Annotated in this window: 14 protein-coding genes and 1 pseudogene; 5 read left to right on the top strand and 10 right to left on the bottom strand. The window is 46.4% G+C overall.

The genetic code is table 11. From position 1 onward, the window contains the following. Position 1: 1 nt before the first annotated feature. Together JCM23214_RS02195 and JCM23214_RS02190 are read right to left on the bottom strand one after the other, a co-directional pair. Positions 2–1,003: a KpsF/GutQ family sugar-phosphate isomerase gene (locus JCM23214_RS02195; protein WP_025897300.1), complete on the bottom strand. Its 1,002-nt coding sequence runs from the start codon at positions 1,001–1,003 to the stop codon at positions 2–4. Positions 1,004–1,123: 120 nt separating this feature from the next. Then, entirely contained in the window at positions 1,124–1,738 is a 615-nt protein-coding gene (locus JCM23214_RS02190; RefSeq protein WP_025897299.1) for a ribonuclease D, read from the bottom strand. Between the two features lie 223 nt (positions 1,739–1,961). Between JCM23214_RS02190 and JCM23214_RS02185 the strand changes: the two genes are divergently transcribed. After that, positions 1,962–3,743, top strand: a complete 1,782-nt coding sequence (locus JCM23214_RS02185) for a CARDB domain-containing protein (protein ID WP_025897298.1) — start codon at positions 1,962–1,964, stop codon at positions 3,741–3,743. 12 nt (positions 3,744–3,755) lie between these two features. Beyond that, complete coding sequence (locus JCM23214_RS02180) at positions 3,756–4,214, top strand: YigZ family protein (RefSeq protein WP_199899226.1); 459 nt, start codon at positions 3,756–3,758, stop codon at positions 4,212–4,214. Positions 4,215–4,217: 3 nt separating this feature from the next. Here the strand turns inward: JCM23214_RS02180 and JCM23214_RS02175 are convergent, their stop codons facing one another. Next, positions 4,218–4,631 carry an OsmC family protein gene (locus JCM23214_RS02175; protein WP_025897296.1) on the bottom strand — a complete coding sequence of 138 codons (414 nt, stop codon included), beginning with the start codon at positions 4,629–4,631 and terminating at the stop codon, positions 4,218–4,220. 100 nt (positions 4,632–4,731) lie between these two features. After that, the gene (locus tag JCM23214_RS18685; RefSeq protein ID WP_199899225.1) at positions 4,732–5,646 is read right to left on the bottom strand and encodes a LysR family transcriptional regulator; all 915 of its coding nucleotides are present in this window, start codon (positions 5,644–5,646) and stop codon (positions 4,732–4,734) included. Positions 5,647–5,696: 50 nt separating this feature from the next. Between JCM23214_RS18685 and JCM23214_RS02165 the strand changes: the two genes are divergently transcribed. Further along, entirely contained in the window at positions 5,697–6,548 is an 852-nt protein-coding gene (locus JCM23214_RS02165) for an alpha/beta fold hydrolase (RefSeq protein WP_025897295.1), read from the top strand. Here the strand turns inward: JCM23214_RS02165 and JCM23214_RS02160 are convergent. Next, entirely contained in the window at positions 6,516–8,609 is a 2,094-nt protein-coding gene (locus tag JCM23214_RS02160; protein WP_025897294.1) for a sensor histidine kinase, read from the bottom strand. The two genes, JCM23214_RS02165 and JCM23214_RS02160, sit on opposite strands and share 33 nt — an antisense overlap. Positions 8,610–9,187: 578 nt before the next feature. Between JCM23214_RS02160 and JCM23214_RS18680 the strand changes: the two are divergent. Further along, a pseudogene (locus JCM23214_RS18680) lies at positions 9,188–11,946 on the top strand (bifunctional aconitate hydratase 2/2-methylisocitrate dehydratase). Positions 11,947–12,032: 86 nt separating this feature from the next. Here JCM23214_RS18680 and JCM23214_RS02145 read toward each other — a convergent pair. Genes JCM23214_RS02145 through JCM23214_RS02135 form a run of 3 tightly spaced genes read right to left on the bottom strand, consistent with a single transcriptional unit; the run spans position 12,033 to position 14,610 of the window. Further along, positions 12,033–13,217 (bottom strand): CaiB/BaiF CoA transferase family protein, encoded by a 1,185-nt coding sequence (locus JCM23214_RS02145; RefSeq protein ID WP_025897292.1) that lies wholly within the window; start codon positions 13,215–13,217, stop codon positions 12,033–12,035. Further along, the gene (locus JCM23214_RS02140; protein WP_025897291.1) at positions 13,205–13,882 is read right to left on the bottom strand and encodes a glutathione S-transferase family protein; all 678 of its coding nucleotides are present in this window, start codon (positions 13,880–13,882) and stop codon (positions 13,205–13,207) included. Before JCM23214_RS02140 ends, JCM23214_RS02145 begins: the two co-directional genes overlap by 13 nt. Beyond that, a complete protein-coding gene (locus JCM23214_RS02135) occupies positions 13,882–14,610 on the bottom strand; it encodes an SDR family NAD(P)-dependent oxidoreductase (RefSeq protein ID WP_025897290.1) in 729 nt (242 codons plus the stop codon). The genes JCM23214_RS02140 and JCM23214_RS02135 overlap by 1 nt, the downstream gene beginning before the upstream one ends. Before the next feature lie 121 nt (positions 14,611–14,731). On the opposite strand from JCM23214_RS02135, the gene JCM23214_RS02130 reads away from it, so the two are divergent. Next, positions 14,732–15,628: a LysR family transcriptional regulator gene (locus tag JCM23214_RS02130; protein ID WP_025897288.1), complete on the top strand. Its 897-nt coding sequence runs from the start codon at positions 14,732–14,734 to the stop codon at positions 15,626–15,628. A 236-nt stretch (positions 15,629–15,864) separates the two neighbouring features. Here JCM23214_RS02130 and JCM23214_RS02125 read toward each other — a convergent pair whose 3' ends face one another. Together JCM23214_RS02125 and JCM23214_RS02120 are read right to left on the bottom strand one after the other, a co-directional pair. Next, on the bottom strand, positions 15,865–16,098 hold the full coding sequence (locus JCM23214_RS02125; protein ID WP_051547985.1) for a hypothetical protein: 234 nt from the start codon (positions 16,096–16,098) through the stop codon (positions 15,865–15,867). 47 nt (positions 16,099–16,145) lie between these two features. Further along, the gene (locus JCM23214_RS02120; protein ID WP_025897285.1) at positions 16,146–17,765 is read right to left on the bottom strand and encodes an isocitrate lyase; all 1,620 of its coding nucleotides are present in this window, start codon (positions 17,763–17,765) and stop codon (positions 16,146–16,148) included. Between the last annotated feature and the right edge of the window lie 203 nt (positions 17,766–17,968).

Below are 17,968 nucleotides of genomic sequence, written 5' to 3'. Positions count from 1 at the left end.
ATTACATCACACCAGCGCGCAAACAGTCGTGAACGCTAAGAATTCCAACAGGCCTGTTGTCTTCGGCGACCAGCAGGCAGGTAATGCCATTATTTCCCTTGTTGTTCATCTGGGCCAGAGCTTCAGCCGCCAACGATTTTGGGCTTATTGTCTGCGGGTTCTTTGTCATGACCTCAGAGGCTTTTTTGCTAAGCAGGTCAGAGCCCATGTGACGGCGTAAGTCGCCATCCGTGATTATACCGCTCAGGCTTCCATCAGCTCTGGTCAATCCAACTGTACCAAAGCCTTTCGTTGTCATTTCAAGCAAGGCCTGTTCCATCAGTACGTTTTCGTCGATGAGCGGCATTTCTGAACCCGTATGCATCAAATCGCTCACCTTGATCAGAGAACCGCCAAGTTTGCCGCCCGGATGAAAGACATGAAATTGATCCGCAGAAAACCCTTTTCGCTCAAGTAACGCAACGGCGAGGGCATCTCCCAATGCGAGGGTCAGGGTCGTTGAGGTCGTTGGTGCAAGCCCGATTGAGCAGGCTTCCGGGGCATCGGGCAAAATCAGCGCTACATCGCTACGGCGGGCAAGAGTGCTGTCTGCTTTGCCGACAATGGCGATCAGCGGAATGTTGAACCGTCTGGTATAGGCAATGATATCGGATAATTCTTTTGTGCCGCCGGAATTGGACAAACAAACCACCACGTCATCAGTCATGATCATGCCCAGATCGCCATGACTGGCTTCGCCTGGATGGACAAAATGCGATGGAGTTCCAGTAGAGGCAAGGGTTGCAGCAATTTTCTTGCCAATATGGCCGCTTTTTCCCATGCCTGATATAACCACACGGCCTTTGGCAGCGCTCATAAGATCAAGGGCTTTGATAAAATCGCCGTTTAGAGACAATTTCAAGGCGACAAGCGCATCTGCTTCAATTTGCAAAACCCGCCTTGCGGATACAAGATCAGGGTTATCTTGCGCGTTGTTTGCTGCCGTGTCTTGTGAGCCTGTCATCTGTCTGTCGCTGTTATTTGATAAAATTGTCGCTGAATATTTTTGTGCAGGGACCGGCTAGAATATAGGGAAGGGGCCGCTTTTCCACAAGGGTATTCACTAGCAGAGCCATGTTAATCGTCAGGAATGGGCAAAGATGTCAGTCTCTTCCCAACCGGCCAGGTCGAGCTCGGCGCGCATGGGCAGAAATTCGAAACATTTTTGCGCCATTTCTGTGCGTCCTTCGCGCTCAAGCATGACGGCCAGTTTGTCGCGTAACTGATGGAGATACAGGACATCGGAAGCGGCATATTCCTGCTGCGCGGTGCTGAGTTCATCAGCTCCCCAGTCCGAACTTTGCTGCTGTTTTGACAAGTCGACCCCAATCAGTTCCTGACAGAGGTTTTTGAGGCCATGCCGGTCAGTATAGGTGCGCACCAAGCGAGAGGCGATTTTTGTGCAATAAACGGGCGTACAAGTAACCCCAAGATATTTTTTCAGGACGGCTATGTCGAAACGGCCAAAGTGAAAGAGTTTCAGGCGCTTCGGATCGGATAACTGCCTTACAAGATTTGGGGCATCATATGACTTGCCGTCAAACTTCACCAGATGGGCATCTCCGTCACCAGCAGAGAGTTGCACAACGCACAATCGGTCCCGATGCGGGTTTAGGCCCATGGTTTCGGAATCTATTGCGATTTCGGGGCCAAGATCCACATCGTCAGGCAGATCATTATGGTGAAGGTAAATGGTCATCTGGTAATTCCGGCAATGTTCTTAGTGCCGCCGATACTATTCGCGCCGATCTGCTGGATCAACAGGCAAATTGAAGAAGACCTTAAGCAATCTGTGTTTGGAGGAGTGATTTATTTTTGAACCAGATGGACCTCCGGCCCGACCAATTTATCAGGAAGGGTGCGTTTTGGTTGTACTCGTTCAAAAATTAAACTACTCTAATATAAATCAGGGGATACTTCACATGCCTATCAAATTATCAACGGGAACACCTGCAAGGATGGCAGCAGCCTTGTTCGTGTCATTTTACTCTGCGGCAGCGGCAGCAGATAATGCTGTAATCGATATAACTTCGATTTCCTATAATTCCATTGAAGTTGAATCGAATGGTAGTTCATACAGCACAGTTAATGCACCGGCTTTGTTTGTAAACGCTAATATGGAGTTGGACGGCGAGTTTAGTGGGCGGGTGAGAAGCTGGAAAGCCTGGCCGAGCATTATTGGAATTGGGTTTGAAGGAGAGAAAATTGATTTTAAAAACCATCAGGTAAGCGCTAATTATCCTGTGGGACAGCGCCCCAAAAGGGTAACTCGTCATTTTACATTCATACTAACCGGAAATGAAGTTGGTACAGTAGCCAAGAGCTATTGTAATGCCATGCGGCGTAATTATTTGACAGCTGGTAAATCAATAGATTGGATCCTGTCGCAGGATCGGACATATGATCTGCTTGTCGACGCGGAAATGAATTATGACATATCCGGAATACCGGGCGCACAGTTTATTGGTGTTGGGGAACTAGGTAATCGAAAGATTGCTGTAACCTGTAAGAAATATACGCCGAAAACCACAAATCATTCTGTAGCCGCAGTTCCTGGTACTTTGCCTGAAGTTACACAAGCATCCGTTGCTGTCTTCCCGGAGGCTTCGATGGATGGCAGCTATTGCCGTGTGCGCCTATCGGCTGTTCTGGGAAGTAACAAGATCAACATGCCTCTGAGCTACCGATACAGATATTCGGACAACAATCCGAATACTCCGGATCGCTACAGCGACACCCGACATGCTACAACCAGTCACAGCAAAATTGTGATGGTTTCTGATGTTTTTGATGTCCCTGTGGTTGATGGACCTGAGACGGGATCCATCCGGGTGGAATCCGTCAGTCCAAATGTGCGGCAAAGCTCAGCCAAAAGCTTTGAAATGGAATGTTCCCCAAACCTTAGCGTGCAGGCGAAAAAGCCCATTGAAAAGATTGTTAAATTTGAACAGAACAAAACACAAAAATTTGCCGATCAGGTCTGTCCGGTAGCCGGGCACATGGTCATCATTCTAAAAGGCTCCGGTACTCCGTTTGAGGGTATTGCCAGACTAACTGTGCGAAATGAGGCTGGTGAGCTGCATTCAACGGGTAATCATGATGTTTCTCTTAGTGCAAGTGGAACCGCCTTTTTTGGAATGCCTTATAATGTAACTTGGGGATCTGCACCTACCGGATTTGCGAACCAGATCAATCAGGAAGAGCCTCGTGAGCAGAAATTGAACTACACTCTTGCGCTGTTGAGGGAAGGTGAGACGGGCGCCGGAGTTCTGACGGAAAAGGCTATTGATTTGAAATGCGTGATCGTGCAAACCGCGCCGGTTGCTGCGGGCGCGGCAACGTCAGTGACGTCGACGGATCCCGCAACAAACGCACCAAGCTTATCAAGCTCTGTGATGATGAACGCAAGCGCTTTGCTACCAGATTTGGCCATCCAGAAAATTCAGCAGACCGGAAAGCAGCGGATCAAGGTTTTGGTGAAAAATAAAGGTGTTGGCCCATCGGCTGCGACATCCATCTCTTTTACCGCCAGTAAGGGAAATCAGGTGACTAAACCGTTACCCGCCTTAAAGAAGGGGCAGAAAAAATGGGTGACATTACGCTTGCCCAAACAATCTTCCACCTCTGTTGTGTATATTGACCCTGATAAAAAAGTTGCGGAAACAAATGAAGGCAATAACAAGCGTCAACATCGGTTTAAATAAAGGTAGAGGTGCATGACACCAGCACGATCGTTTCCTCGCCTGACACTGGGGTGCCGTTTAATTGCGGCGCCCTTTTCTCTTGACGCTGGTTGCGGTGCACGATCAGTTCCGGTGATGAGAATTTACAAGAATATTATAAATGACCGGGGTTCGAAATATGCGGTTTCAGGGGCCGACGTTCGCAATCGCAAAGAAGTCGCGGATTTGATCAAGTCTTTGAAAAAGGATAAAAAATTTGCTAAAGCAACCCATAATACTTGGGCCGTTATTTTCGAAGATGAAGGGCCCGTTAAAAATGATGACGGTGAAGGGGGTGCTGGTCAGGTAATTCTGCAAATGCTGGAGGGTAACAATATCCGAAATCACGTGATTATTGTTACCCGTTGGTTCGGAGGGGTTAAACTGGGTGGTGACCGTTTCCGCCGTGTACAGGATTACGTGCGATATTACCTGGAAGCTGAAAAGCTATGATAGTTATTCAGCTTCCTGCACGAATATTTCTCGGGTGATATTGGCGGCTTTTCCGGCCATTACGGATGCGGAACAGTATTTTTCGGCAGATAGTTCTACGGCCCTTTCGACCTTATCCATGGACAGGTTATTTCCAATTACCCGGTACACCATATGAATATCGGTAAAGACCTTTGGCTCAGTGTCTGCGCGTGTGCCAGTGACTTCCACTACGCAATCCACAACATCTTGTCGAGATTTTTTTAAAATGTGAACGACATCAATGCCGGAGCAGCCTCCGAGACTGAGAAGCAGTAGTTCCATCGGGCTGTTACCGAGACGAGTTTCCCCGCCGGAGCCATCCATAACCAACCCATGGCCTTGTTCATTACTGCCAATAAAGCGGTATCCTTCCACCCACTTTGCCTGAACTTTCATTGTAACATGTCCTTGTTGCAAAATTTTTAAGACCATAGTCTCTATGGGCGTTTACGCAAAGGCAAAATTAGCCTTGGGTCAAACTGAAGACTGAAAGGATTTATGATTTATATCCCTCTTCGAGAGAAATCTGCCTGAGCATTTCTTTCACTGCAGAGCTTTTGTTATGGGGGCTTGTTCGGACAATTGTTGACACAGGAGGTGGAGATTCAAATCCTTCAGTAATTTCTTCCAGATCATCAGTAATATGGGTTGAGCTGATCAGTGTAATGCCAAGGCCAGATCTGAGTGCTGATAGAAGCCCGGCAAGGCTAGCACATTTTAAAACTGTAACATATCCATGCGCTGGAATTGCGGCTTTGTCAAAGACCCAATTGCGATAAAAACAACTATCGTCAAAGGCCAGAAAGGGAATGGGTTCATTCCAGTTGAGTTGGAAATCAACGGATTTTACCCAACATAATTTGTTTTCGGACAGGATTACATCATCTGAAACTTGATGTTCGCGAAACACTTGAAAGATACCAATGTCAATTTCACCTTTTTCAAGTTGCCGGGCTATTTTCAGGCCTTGTGAGACTTCCGTGCTTACGGTGACATTTGGCTGCTGGCGAGAAAAACGACCGAGCACATTGATTAAAGCGCTGTGGGTCGTCTCTTCGGTTAATCCTAAACGAATTTTGCCACTAAGAGGATGCAAGCTTAACCCGTAGACAGCTTCATCATTCAGTCTCAACATGCGCCGGGCATATTGGAGCAGACGCTCTCCTTCGTTGGTAAAGAGCGGGTGACCGGAGCGTCTGTCTAGCAAGGTGCAGCCAAGTGCCTTTTCCAAGCGCCGAATTTTATGGGATACGGCGGATTGAGATAAATTAAGCTTTGAGGCTGCTCGAGTTACACCACCATAATCCTGGATTGCACATAAGGCGTTCAGGGCATTCAAGTCCAGTTTCTGAGTCATGAGCAATATATGACATAAACTAATCAGATGATCAATATCATTCATTTTTGTCATTTATTTGATCGATCTATGATTAACCAATATTGCTAGATACGGAAACCGACATGACACAGATATTGAACAAACACGTAATCGTTGAGGAAAACCGAATTGCATACGGCATTCATGGAGTGGGAGAACCTGTTGTTCTTCTTCATGGGACACCTGCATCTTCCATTGTATGGCGCAATGTAATACCGAAGCTTTGTGATGCGGGTTATCAGGTTCATTTATACGATTTGTTGGGATATGGAGCATCGGAACGTCCTGTCAATCCAGCGATTGATACTTCTATCTCCGCTCAGGTGCCCATTCTTGAGAAAATGCTAAACCACTGGGGTCTTGGCAGGGTACATCTGGTTGGACATGATTATGGGGGCGGTATTGCCCAGCGATTTTCTATTTTTTCTCCGGGCAGGATTCGCACGCTTTCGCTCATAGATACGGTTTGTTTTGATAGCTCTCCATCAGAACAGGCCCAAAAGCAGCTTAATGCCGGCCTTGAGCAAATGATTAGAATTCCTGCGGCGGAACATAGGGCCCATTTTCGAAACTGGATATTGAACGCTGTACAGAACAAAGACAAATTTGCCCGTGAAGTTTTAGAGACTTATCTGGATATGATTTGTGGTCCTGTTGGACAAGCCAGCTATTTTCAGCATCAAGCCAGACATTACGATAAGAAGCATATGATGGAAGTTTCTAATCGACTGGCAGAACTGCAAGAGATACCGGTTCAGATCCTGTGGGGGGATAATGATGAATGGCTTCCTTGCGAATGGGGAAGAAAGCTACATTCTGCCATTCCTGGATCAATGCTTACAATACTCAAGGGAGCGGGGCATTTTTCACAAGAAGATCAACCTCAAGAGGTTGCCAAAAGGCTATTGGCCTTTTTCACCAAGGGTGGCGTTTAGTGCGAAGAATTGCTGTGCTTTTTCTTTGGGTGGAAACACAGCGGTGACTTCAGTGCCGGAGCCAGGTTTGCTTTTCAGTTCCAACGTGCCGCCCTGTAACTGCATAAGAACCTGTGCGATAGAGAGACCAAGGCCAAGACCTTCGTGGGTGTTGAGATGAGTTGATCGGGCCTGCCCGAATTTCTGCATGACTATTTCAAAGTCTTTTTCTGCAATTCCGATACCGGTATCGCGAACAAATATACGTGTTGTTCCATCTATATCTACTGTGGCGCCTAAGTCGATTTGGCCGTTTTTATCCGTAAATTTAATGGCGTTGTCTAAAAGGTTTAGCACAATCTGGCGGATTCGGACCGGGTCCGCATAGAGGGATGGAAATTCATCAGGAATGCTCAAGTGAAAATCAAGGGACGCGCGCTTCATTTTGTCACTGACCATACGGGCACACCCCTCAAGCAACTTCACAAGATCGACATGTTCAGGAGATACCTGCAGACGGCCTGTTTCAATACGGGCGACATCCAGCATATCCGTCACCAAACCCAATAAATGTTGGCCTGATCGATAGATATGTTCGGAATATTCCTGATATTTTTCGTTCAACGGCCCTAGTACCTGCTTTGCCATCATTTCGGAGAAACCATTAATGGCATTTAGCGGCGTACGGAGTTCATGGCTCATATTGGAAAGAAAGCTGTTTTTAGACTGGTTGGCTGCCATCAGATCCTGATAGGTTTTCATCAGTTCAAGCTCTCTGGTCTTCTGCTTAGAAAGATCAGAAGCCAGAATAATGCGCCCGCCATCCGGAGTTTTCGCTTCTCTGTATAGATACCAACCTGATTGCCGCTGGATTTCAAATGCTTCGCTTGCTTGGTAATGCTGTTGTTTTCGCTGGCGAATATAATCCTGTTCCCGACCCACAATATTTGGCATTTCTCCGGAATAGGCATCTGCGCGTACCAGGTCAGCAAAAGAAATCCCGGGTCTTAGAATTTTTAGTGCCGCTTCCGGTAGGTGCTTTTCGTACGCTTCATTCCATAGAACGGCATGATCTTTACTGTCAAAAATGGCGACGCTGTCATTCATTGCCGAAATAGCCTGTGCCAGCCGATCATTCTGCTGAATGCTTTTGTTGACCCGAAGTGCCAGAATTGCGCCATAACAAAACAAAAGTAATAATATCGAAAACTGGCCAATATATACGGATCTGATGAGGCCATTGGCATATAGAAGGTCGTTTATTGCGGAGACAACAAGCGTACCAATTCCAACGATAACAAACCAGCGACCAGGAAGTTTGGTCTTTAGGATCTGGCGTATTTCAAAGATGCAGGCGATGGTTACAATTAGCAGATGAGCGCCAAGTGCGTAGATTAATTCCACAGGAAGTCCTGTTGGCCAGAATATTACTGCGGCTGAAATCAATGCTGCTTGATAGATTATCAAAGAAGAGAAAAAGTGGCCCTTTGATTGAGGGTTCACCTGATAAATGAACTCAAAAGCCAAAGCGATAAGAAAAGTGCCGCCAATATAGGCGATCCTCTCATTCCAGTGGTAAGACAGAGCGGGAAAGAGCGTTACAAGCGTCGCATTTGACGTGATGACATAAGTCGCAGCGCTGAAAGCCATGACATACAGCACGAAATAGGCTTTCTCGCGAAACCGGCCTGCATGCAAGGTAACCAGAAAAATACCGAGACAAACTAACGATCCAGATAAAAACAGATCCAGTGCGATATCGCCAAGATAGGCAAGATATTGATCTCGTTCGGCCATGGTAAAAGCGTTGAAAAAGCCGCCGCCAGCATAACTTGAATGATTTGAGATATGGAAAACCAGATCCAGATCACCCTTAACACCCTTAAGACTGGCAAACTCCCGGGTGATTTCTGCAACGGAGCCGGGTTGGCTGTTACTGGGGTTACCCGCTTGCATCCAGAGTTTCCCATTAACGAAAATCCGATAGGAATCCTGCACGCGTTTTAAATAAAAGGCTAAATTTCCATGATCTTCGGGAAGCAGAATTTTCAGGCGAAAGGTGGCAAATCCATATTTATCCAAGAACGTGCCTTTAGCTTTATAACCCAGCCATGTCCCCGGTATTTGAAGGAATCCTGTCCGATTAGGCACAGGTGTGTTTTGGTTCGGGTTTAAAAAGTGGCCGAAGAAAAATTCCAGATCCCCTGTAATTTCCAGAGTGCCGCTTTTTTAAAATCCCAGTCACGAAGATCCAGGACTCCTTGGTTGGCTGTTGGTATGACATCAGAATTGGCTGAACATGCTGCACTACCCCATAGAATAAAAAACACAACTGTGAGAGACAGAAATACAGGTGCTTTTATTTGGATTAACTTCATGAAACGAGCCATATACATAAATACTTTAGCGGTTCTGTATATGTAATGTCATGAATATGCAATCCCACTATTATTAAAATCTTGGTGGAGTGCCGCAAACATTGGATAAAATGGTCTGCTAAATGGCAATTTTTCAGGTTTTTCCGCACTAAAAATGCTGAAACACCTTGCAAGCTAATGAGGGATAAATTACTACTGCGCGCAGCAAGCTTTTCCCGGCCTGCCAGAAATATCTGCCGCCCGGTGTTAAGTTAATTCAATTATAAAAGTATCGGGAAAGTCATGAGCTATTATACAGATTACTTGAACGAGATTGAACTTCGCACGGCCAACGGTCTGCATCCCAAGCCGGTTGAGGATGGTGCGCTGGTTCAGGAGATCATTTCACATATCCAAAATAGCGGCAGTGAGCATCGCAAGGACTGTCTTGATTTCTTCATCTACAATGTTATTCCCGGAACTACCAGTGCGGCAGGTGTAAAAGCCAAGTTCTTAAAAGAGATTATCTTGGGCAACGAAGTTGTCGACGAAATTTCTCCTGAATTTGCCTTCGAGTTGCTCTCCCACATGAAAGGAGGGCCTTCAATTGAGGTGTTGCTAGATCTGGCGCTGGGTGATGATAGTGGTATTGCTTCTTCCGCCGCGGACGTTCTGAAAACTCAGGTTTTTCTGTATGAGGCGGATACGGACCGTTTGAAAGCAGCTTATGAAGCGGGCAATGAAATTGCCAAAGACATCTTGGAAAGCTATGCGAAAGCTGAGTTTTTCACAAAACTTCCAGACGTGGCAGAAGAAATCAAGGTTGTGACCTATATTGCGGCTGAGGGAGATATTTCAACAGACCTTTTGTCCCCGGGTAATCAGGCTCACTCACGCTCCGATCGGGAACTGCACGGGAAATGCCTGATTTCAGAAGAAGCACAGGCTGAAATTACAGCTCTTAAAGAAGCTCATCCTGACAAGAGTGTTATGCTTGTCGCTGAAAAAGGAACAATGGGCGTAGGGTCTTCAAGGATGTCCGGGGTGAACAATGTGGCTCTTTGGACTGGTAAACAAGCCAGTCCTTATGTGCCATTTGTGAATATTTTCCCGATCGTTGGCGGAACCAACGGTATTTCCCCAATTTTTCAGGTGACTGTAGGTGTGACCGGCGGCATTGGTATTGATTTGAAAAACTGGGTCAAGAAAACGGATGCTGATGGCAATCCAGTACTGAACGATGCTGGTGATCCAGTTCTGGAACAGGTCTATTCTGTAGATACGGGCACAGTTCTCACGATAAATACCAAAACCAAAAAACTGTATAACGGTGATAAGGAATTGGTCGATATTTCATCTGCCTTGACGCCTCAGAAACTGGAGTTCATTAAGGCTGGTGGATCTTACGCTGTTGTTTTTGGCAAGAAATTGCAGACTTTTGCGGCTCAGACGCTCGGAGTCCAAATGCCGGCAGTATTTGCTCCGTCCACTGAAATCTCGCATGAAGGTCAAGGTCTTACTGCGGTTGAAAAGATTTTCAACAGAAATGCAGTGGGTGTCGCGGAAGGCAAAGTCCTGCATGCGGGATCAGACGTCCGTGTGAAAGTCAATATTGTTGGATCGCAGGATACAACAGGTCTGATGACAGCTCAGGAGCTGGAGGCAATGGCAGCAACTGTTATTTCGCCAACTGTTGATGGGGCGTATCAGTCAGGTTGTCATACAGCATCTGTTTGGGATAGCAAGGCTCAGGCAAATATCCCAAAACTTATGAGCTTTATGAACAAGTTCGGTCTGATTACGGCGCGGGACCCTAAAGGCGTTTACCACCCTATGACAGACGTTATTCATAAAGTTCTCAATGACATTACGGTGGATGACTGGGCCATCATTATCGGTGGTGATTCCCATACCCGCATGTCAAAGGGTGTTGCGTTCGGTGCAGATTCAGGAACAGTGGCGTTAGCCCTTGCAACGGGCGAGGCGACGATGCCGATCCCGGAATCTGTGAAGGTGACCTTTAAAGGTGGCATGAAACCGCATATGGATTTCCGCGATGTTGTGCATGCAACACAGGCGCAGATGCTTAAACAGTTTGGTGAAAACGTGTTCCAGGGCCGTATTATTGAGGTTCACATCGGAACATTGCTGGCGGATCAGGCCTTTACCTTTACGGACTGGACCGCTGAAATGAAGGCGAAAGCATCCATTTGTATTTCTGAAGATGAAACCCTGATCGAGTCGCTGGAAATCGCGAAAAGCCGGATCCAGATCATGATCGACAAGGGAATGGATAATGCCGCGAAGACCCTGCAAGGTTGATTGACAAGGCAAATGCTCGCATCGCTGAAATTCGCTCAGGTGAAAAGCCAGCGCTTAAACCCGATGCCAATGCAAAATATTATGCGGAAGTTGTTGTTGATCTTGATCAGATTGACGAGCCAATGATCGCAGATCCGGACGTAAACAATCCGGATGTTTCCAAACGCTATACTCATGATACCATACGCCCAATTTCCTACTACGGCGCAGAGAAAAAAGTGGATCTGGGTTTCGTTGGTTCCTGCATGGTTCATAAAGGCGATCTGATAATCGTTGCTCAGATGCTTAAAAATCTTGAAGAGATCCATGGTAAGGTTGAATTTAAGGCTCCATTGGTGGTGGCACCGCCAACCTACAACATTGTGGATGAGCTGAAAGCTGAGGGTAGCTGGGAAATTCTGAAGAAATATGCGGGATTTGAATTTGACGATGCTAACCCGAAAACGGCTGCTCGCACCAAATACGACAATATTCTGTATCTGGAACGTCCCGGTTGTAACCTGTGCATGGGTAACCAGGAAAAGGCTGAAAAGGGAGATACGGTGATGGCGACATCCACGCGTCTCTTCCAGGGCCGCGTTGTTGAAGACAGTGACGAGAAAAAAGGCGAATCCCTGCTGGCCTCTACACCGGTTGTGGTACTTTCTACTGTTCTGGGCCGTACCCCCAGCAGCGATGAGTATAAGGCCGCCGTTAAAGGCATTGATCTGACAGAATTTGCTCCGCCACTAGCGAGCTAATTTAAGCAGATTTTCTCAATTTAGAAACAGCGCCGTAAATCTACCGGCGCTGTTTTTTTCTGGGTTTTATTGCGAAAGTGTAATTTTCAGATTGCTTTAGTAATTTTCTCTTCAAGAAGCTTTTGTTGCTCTTGCTTGCTATAACCAAGCTCGTTAAGGATGGCGAATGTGTGCTCACCCAACTTAGGCGCGGGACAATTTGTGTTACTTGGTGTTATTTGAAAATCTGCAGGTGGTCTAGCTTGCCGAACTTCACCAAAATCTTCGAAATGCAACCTTGTAATACTATTATTTGCGTTAATTTGTTCGTTTTCCAACAGCTCCATCCTCATAAGGATTGGTGCGCATGGAACGTCTTCTCGATCCAGTCGTTCCAGTATTTCCGCGGACTTCCATTTAGCTATTTCTTCAGCCATAATGGTGCGCCTTAACTCAGCGTTTTTAAAGCGGTCCAGGGACGTTTTGAATCTTTCATCATTGATCAATTCTTCACGCTTGAATGCCCGGCACATTCCTTGCCATTCCGCGTCGGAGACAGCCCCTGCTGTAATATGTCCGTCGAGGGTAGGAAATACCAAGTCTGTTGCGCTTTGGTTTTTCGTAACATCTACTTCCTGTTCAGCATATGTAATTCCGGTCATGCCTTCGGGCCACATGAAGGCAAGCATACAGTCAAGCATCGAAAGTTTAATGAGTTGCCCTTTACCTGTCTTCTCTCGGGTATAAAGGGCCGCGGTGATTGCTTGCGCTGCCGTAATTGATGTGATTTTGTCTGCGACAATGAGACGAAACATTTGTGGTTTTCCTGAGCTTCGATCCGCCTGAATATCTGCTGCACCCGAAAGGGCCTGAATTACAGGATCGTAGACCCGTTTCTGAGCATAGGGACCTTTCTCTCCAAAACCGCTGATTGCAACATTTATTAGGTTAGGGTTCACTTTACGCAGGGCTTCATCACTAAAGCCCATTCGGTCAATAGCTCCGGGACGAAAGTTTTGAATAAAGACATCTGCAGTTTCTATGAGTTTCCAAAGAACGGCTTTTCCTTTTTTAGTTTTAAGGTCCAGTGGGAGTGATTTTTTTCCTCTGTTGCAGGAGAAAAACATTGGGTTGACCCCGTTTTTAGACGCGCGTAAGTGGCGCATCTGCTCTCCCTGAAGAGGTTCGATTTTGATAACATCCGCTCCTTGATCGGCGAGGATTGTGGCGGCAACCGGGCCGGATACCATCGTTGTGAGATCAACAATTCTCACTCCATTTAAGGCTCCCATCTTTTGACTCCTTCGAAATCGGTATTGTTAATTGAGACAGCTTTCTTGAATGCATCCCTTTGGGTTACCTGCTTGAAGTATGGTATGAGGTTTCTGGGGATGTTGATTTGGTATTTTTGAGCCCAGATCAAACATGAAGTGAGAATTATATCGGCGAGCGAAAAACGATCACCCAGCAAATTAGGCCCTTTAAACTCGTTAGCAGAGACATGAAGATATTTACAAAAATACTGTTTCGCTGCCTCAACTGCTTTTGGGGCGTCGCCGTAGATGTGTTTCAGGTCGTGATGGCGCCTTATGACGTAGAGGCTGGTCTCGTCCAACTCGTTTAGTATATATGAACAGCATTCATTGTATTTGGCTGTTTCTACGATGTTGTGTGGTTTGTAAAATCGGTTGTCGTGGTCATACTGATCTATTAAGTACTGACAAATTACATTACTTTCTGACAGGTTTATTTGATGGTCCGTCAGAAAGGGAATTTTTTGTTTTGGGTTTAGTTTTGTAAATTTTTTTGACGCTGTTTCACCCGTTCGTGCGCCGATTGCACTAAGTTGGTAGTGAAGGTTCAATTCCTCAGCGACCCAAATGGGACGCAGTGATCTGGTTGTTCCCACTCCCCATAGATGAATGCTGGAAGAGCTATTTGAATTTTTAACAGGCATTACCAAGCCTCACTAAAGGGTCGCAGGTCTAATTCATGCGTCCAAGCGTCCCTTGGTTGGGTGTGGAGATACCAGTATGCTTGTGCGATACTTTGTGGAGAGGCTAGGGAATCATCTGGTAAGTCATTGATATCGATATTACGTAGTTCAAAGCGCTTACGTATGGCTTCTGTATAAACGCCACAATCAATAACCACATGACCCACATGAATATTTTTAGGGCCCAGTTCCTTCGCTGCGGCTTGGGCAACTGCTTTCAAGCCAAATTTGGCACTTGCGAAAGCAGAGTACCCTTTGCCAGATCGTTGAGAAGAAGTGGCGCTGGTAAACAAAAGAGTGCCTTTTCCATTTTTTGGCATTCGTAGTGCACATTCACGAGCAGCGAGGAAACCTCCAAAGCAAGCTAATTCCCAGACTTGTCTGAAAAGTTTTGGGCTCGTGTCGATTAAATCTTTTTGAACATTTGCCCCGGCGTTGTAAATGCAGACTTCTATTTTCCCCCATGTGGACTCCGCTTGATCAAAAAGATTTTTAACCTGTTCAGGGTCTCTAACGTCTGCATTGTGTCCGCTTGCTTTGTAGCCTTTGGATTTTAAGATTTCGGCCGCTTTATTGGCTTTGTTTATATCTCGGCGAACGATGACGGAGTGATAGCCCTCCTCGGCAAAGCGTTCGGCGAGTGCCCCGCCGATACCATCACCCGCCCCTAATATGATTGCTGTACTCATTTTCTCTCCCGCGTTTTTCTATTTCGCAGGAGGTTAGATATTTTATGGATGCAAATAAAATGAATAGATTTTATTAAATATACTAAAAATATGCATAACAATACGAAAATTGGAAGATCACATGCTAGATATTTCCGACATCATTGAAGTTAAAACGATTTGCGAGCAAGGCAGTATTAGTAAAGCTGCTTTGCGTCTAAACCTGTCGCAACCGACTTTAAGCAAAAGGATTTCTCGGTTAGAAGATCAGTTGGGTAGCAAGTTGTTCTATCGGGCAGCGAAAGGGCTTATGCCTACACAGGCTGCAAAATACCTGATTGACGCTTCGGGCAGTATATTTTCAGAAATGAAGAGAATTGAACGACACTTAAAACAGATTTCATCAGGTACAATGGGCAGCCTGTCTGTGGCGGTTGGCCCCATTGTTGAGCATCTGTTTCTTCCGCGTTTATTGCCTGAGCTGGTTAATCAAACCGGGGATAGTATGATTACTGTTCGTACTGAGAATTTACAGATACTCATGAAACTGTTGGAAAGTTCGGAAGTGGATGCGGTAATTGGCCCGTTTGGTACAGAAGATATTGGGGACGATTATGTTGGGATACCGCTTGCCAATTCCAGGACAATTACGGTGGCTCGTGAGGGACATCCCATTTTTAAGAAGAAATCACCTCTTACCAGAGAAGACCTATTGGCTTATCCATTTGCAGCTCCAAAATTAGGCGGCATGCAGGGACAGATGGGCCACAGAGCCTCATCATCTGATCGAAAAAGAGTAATATGTGAAAACTATCCTACTCTTAAAAGTGTTGTTTTGGGAACAGACAGCATTTCTGGTGGGCCTGAAGTCTTGTTTAGTGATGATATTAATGCGGGGCGAATGAGAGTTGTGGACGGGCCAACAACATATAATTGGGAATGTTCCTGTATTGTTAGGCCAGAAGCAATGGAGGAACCTTTAGTCAAAAAGCTTATTGAAGTTTTACGGTCTGACAAAATAGATGCTCTGAAACCTTAACAGGTTTAAATGTCGAGTTTTTGGTTTTGTTTAACTTCCGTGAGATGCCTGTCCACAGCTTATAAAACCACTGTAATTGGCGTTCAGTTATTGCCAGACGCAACACACCGCCTAAGCTCGGGCGGAGACAGAGGCGGTGTGTCAGCGATGCAGCTTAATCGCTGCTTGGCGTTTTCCGTAATCGGAATTCTGTTGCCTGGGTTCAACGATCAAGGCAGTTAATGATGGTCATACACTCAGTTTTTGGTTTTTGAATTGCCTTCACGGATGGTCGGAACAACCTGATCGCCCCAGTTTCCGTTCGAGTCATGGAAGCGTGATACTCTGACCAACTCTACAGACAGACCACTTGAAACAGCTCGTTGAACGGCTTCGTTTAAGCGATGCGTGGCATCAGCCACACGTATAATGGCGCGTTCTTCATCTGTGCGCTCCGGGGCATCAATCCGTTGAAAAATGTTATCTGACATGATCATTTCCTTAATGAAGGCCCGCATTTGAGTGCGGGCCCATTGCGTTAGGCGGCGTCAAACTGGTTCATGGTATTCTTGGCACCACCAGCTTTCAAAGCACGGTCACCACCAACCATTTCCTTGAAAGTATCGCCAAGATCAGAACCAACTTCATGCTGATGTTTCACAGCGGAAATACCGCGGCGGATTTCCTCTCTTTGGATGGTACCCACATAAGCCAACATCCGATCTTCACCAAAGTAACCGTTGGACAGTTCATCCATACCCTTGGCTGTAAGGTGGAAGGTTGGTAGGGTAATCAAGTTGTGGAATACGCCAGCTTTTGTTGAGATGTCGTGCTGGAAGCGGGCCAGACGAGCGTCGGCTTCTCTGCCCAGTTCGGTATCATCAAATTCAGCGCTCATCAACGCGTTCCCGTCCGGGTAGTCAGTCTCGCTGATTTTGCCTTCGTTAATCCACCCTTGTCGAACCTGCTTGCGCAAGTTCAATGTCCAGTTAAAGGATGGAGAGTTGTTGTAGGTCAGTTTTGCATTTGGCACGACTTTTCGGATCTCATTTACCATACCTGCAATTTCTTCCACATCCGGTGTTGCTGTTTCGATCCATAACAGATCAGCTCCACCTTGTGTAAGAGATGCAATACAGTCCTCAACAACTCTCGCGCGGCCTGTATTCTCTTTGAAAGCAAACAGGCCGTTAGGCAAACGAACAGGTCTTACAATCTCACCATTCAAAGACAGTAGCATCTCGCCCTCACGAGCAGGAGACGTGTCAGTGATCGGTTCAACTTCCAGCCATTTGATATATTCTGAAGCCAGATCGCCCGGCTCCATGCTCACAGGTACTTTTTGTGTCAAGCCCGCACCAAGGCTGTCGGTACGCGCAACAATGACGCCGTCATCAACACCCAGCTCTTCAAAAGCAAGGCGGCAAGCCCGCAATTTTTCGATAAAGTCTTCGCGTGGTACTGTAACTTTACCATCCTGATGGCCACATTGTTTGGCGTCAGAAACCTGATTTTCGATCTGCAGGCAGCAGGCACCCGCCTTGATCAATTCCTTGGCAAGAAGGTATGTTGCGTGCTCATTGCCGAAACCAGCATCGATATCTGCGATGATTGGCACGACATGACTTTCAAAGTTGTCGATTGCCTGAATGGCAGCTTTTTCCGCAGCAATATCACCTGCCTCGCGTGCCGCTGACAGCGCTTTAAACAGATCATTCAGTTCTACCTCGTCAGCTTGACGAAGAGACGTATAAATTTCGTTGATCAAATCAGCGACAGCAGTTTTTTCGTGCATTGACTGATCAGGAAGGTGACCCCAACGGTTGCGAAGGCCGGCAACCATCCAGCCGGAAAGATATACGTAAGCTCCTTTGGTGGTGCCTCTTAAACGTTTCACAGACCGGATCATCTGCTGAGCGTGAAAGCCAGACCAGCAGCCTAAAGACTGCGTAAAGTTTTCTGGATTTTCGTCATATGCCGCCATATCAGCGCGCATCACACCTGCCATATCACGGGCGATATCAAGGTGGGTATCGTAAGTGTTTTGAATTTTGAGCTGGATGATGTCGTCGACACTGACACCGCCCGATGTCACACCTTGCGGATACCGCTTCATCAGTTCCGACTGCAATTCTGCGTAGGTTTTTCTGTTTTTCATAAGGTTAACTCTCTCTTTAACAGTGTTGACAAGAACCATCTGAGCGCCAACGACGGTCAACTTAGAACGCTGAGACAAAGGCAGGATCTCAAGGATGTATCGCGTTTTCCGCAAGCTCGGAACATCGTGCTGAGGTCAATTTCATTGACGTTATATGTTCCAAGGTTTCCCAAGACGTTTCCTCATCTCTTCGCCAAGATGAA

The organism is Sneathiella glossodoripedis JCM 23214 (assembly GCF_000616095.1).
Lineage (GTDB): Bacteria > Pseudomonadota > Alphaproteobacteria > Sneathiellales > Sneathiellaceae > Sneathiella > Sneathiella glossodoripedis.
This window is presented reverse-complemented; position numbering and strand designations above follow the sequence as displayed.

Excerpts from the sequence above, each read along its gene's own strand:
- JCM23214_RS02195 (WP_025897300.1), bottom strand. The coding sequence starts at position 1,003 with ATGACAGGCTCACAAGACACGGCAGCAAACAACGCGCAAGATAACCCT.
- JCM23214_RS02190 (WP_025897299.1), bottom strand. The coding sequence starts at position 1,738 with ATGACCATTTACCTTCACCATAATGATCTGCCTGACGATGTGGATCTT.
- JCM23214_RS02185 (WP_025897298.1), top strand. The coding sequence starts at position 1,962 with ATGCCTATCAAATTATCAACGGGAACACCTGCAAGGATGGCAGCAGCC.
- JCM23214_RS02180 (WP_199899226.1), top strand. The coding sequence starts at position 3,756 with ATGACACCAGCACGATCGTTTCCTCGCCTGACACTGGGGTGCCGTTTA.
- JCM23214_RS02175 (WP_025897296.1), bottom strand. The coding sequence starts at position 4,631 with ATGAAAGTTCAGGCAAAGTGGGTGGAAGGATACCGCTTTATTGGCAGT.
- JCM23214_RS18685 (WP_199899225.1), bottom strand. The coding sequence starts at position 5,646 with ATGACAAAAATGAATGATATTGATCATCTGATTAGTTTATGTCATATA.
- JCM23214_RS02165 (WP_025897295.1), top strand. The coding sequence starts at position 5,697 with ATGACACAGATATTGAACAAACACGTAATCGTTGAGGAAAACCGAATT.
- JCM23214_RS02145 (WP_025897292.1), bottom strand. The coding sequence starts at position 13,217 with ATGGGAGCCTTAAATGGAGTGAGAATTGTTGATCTCACAACGATGGTA.
- JCM23214_RS02140 (WP_025897291.1), bottom strand. The coding sequence starts at position 13,882 with ATGCCTGTTAAAAATTCAAATAGCTCTTCCAGCATTCATCTATGGGGA.
- JCM23214_RS02135 (WP_025897290.1), bottom strand. The coding sequence starts at position 14,610 with ATGAGTACAGCAATCATATTAGGGGCGGGTGATGGTATCGGCGGGGCA.
- JCM23214_RS02130 (WP_025897288.1), top strand. The coding sequence starts at position 14,732 with ATGCTAGATATTTCCGACATCATTGAAGTTAAAACGATTTGCGAGCAA.
- JCM23214_RS02125 (WP_051547985.1), bottom strand. The coding sequence starts at position 16,098 with ATGTCAGATAACATTTTTCAACGGATTGATGCCCCGGAGCGCACAGAT.
- JCM23214_RS02120 (WP_025897285.1), bottom strand. The coding sequence starts at position 17,765 with ATGAAAAACAGAAAAACCTACGCAGAATTGCAGTCGGAACTGATGAAG.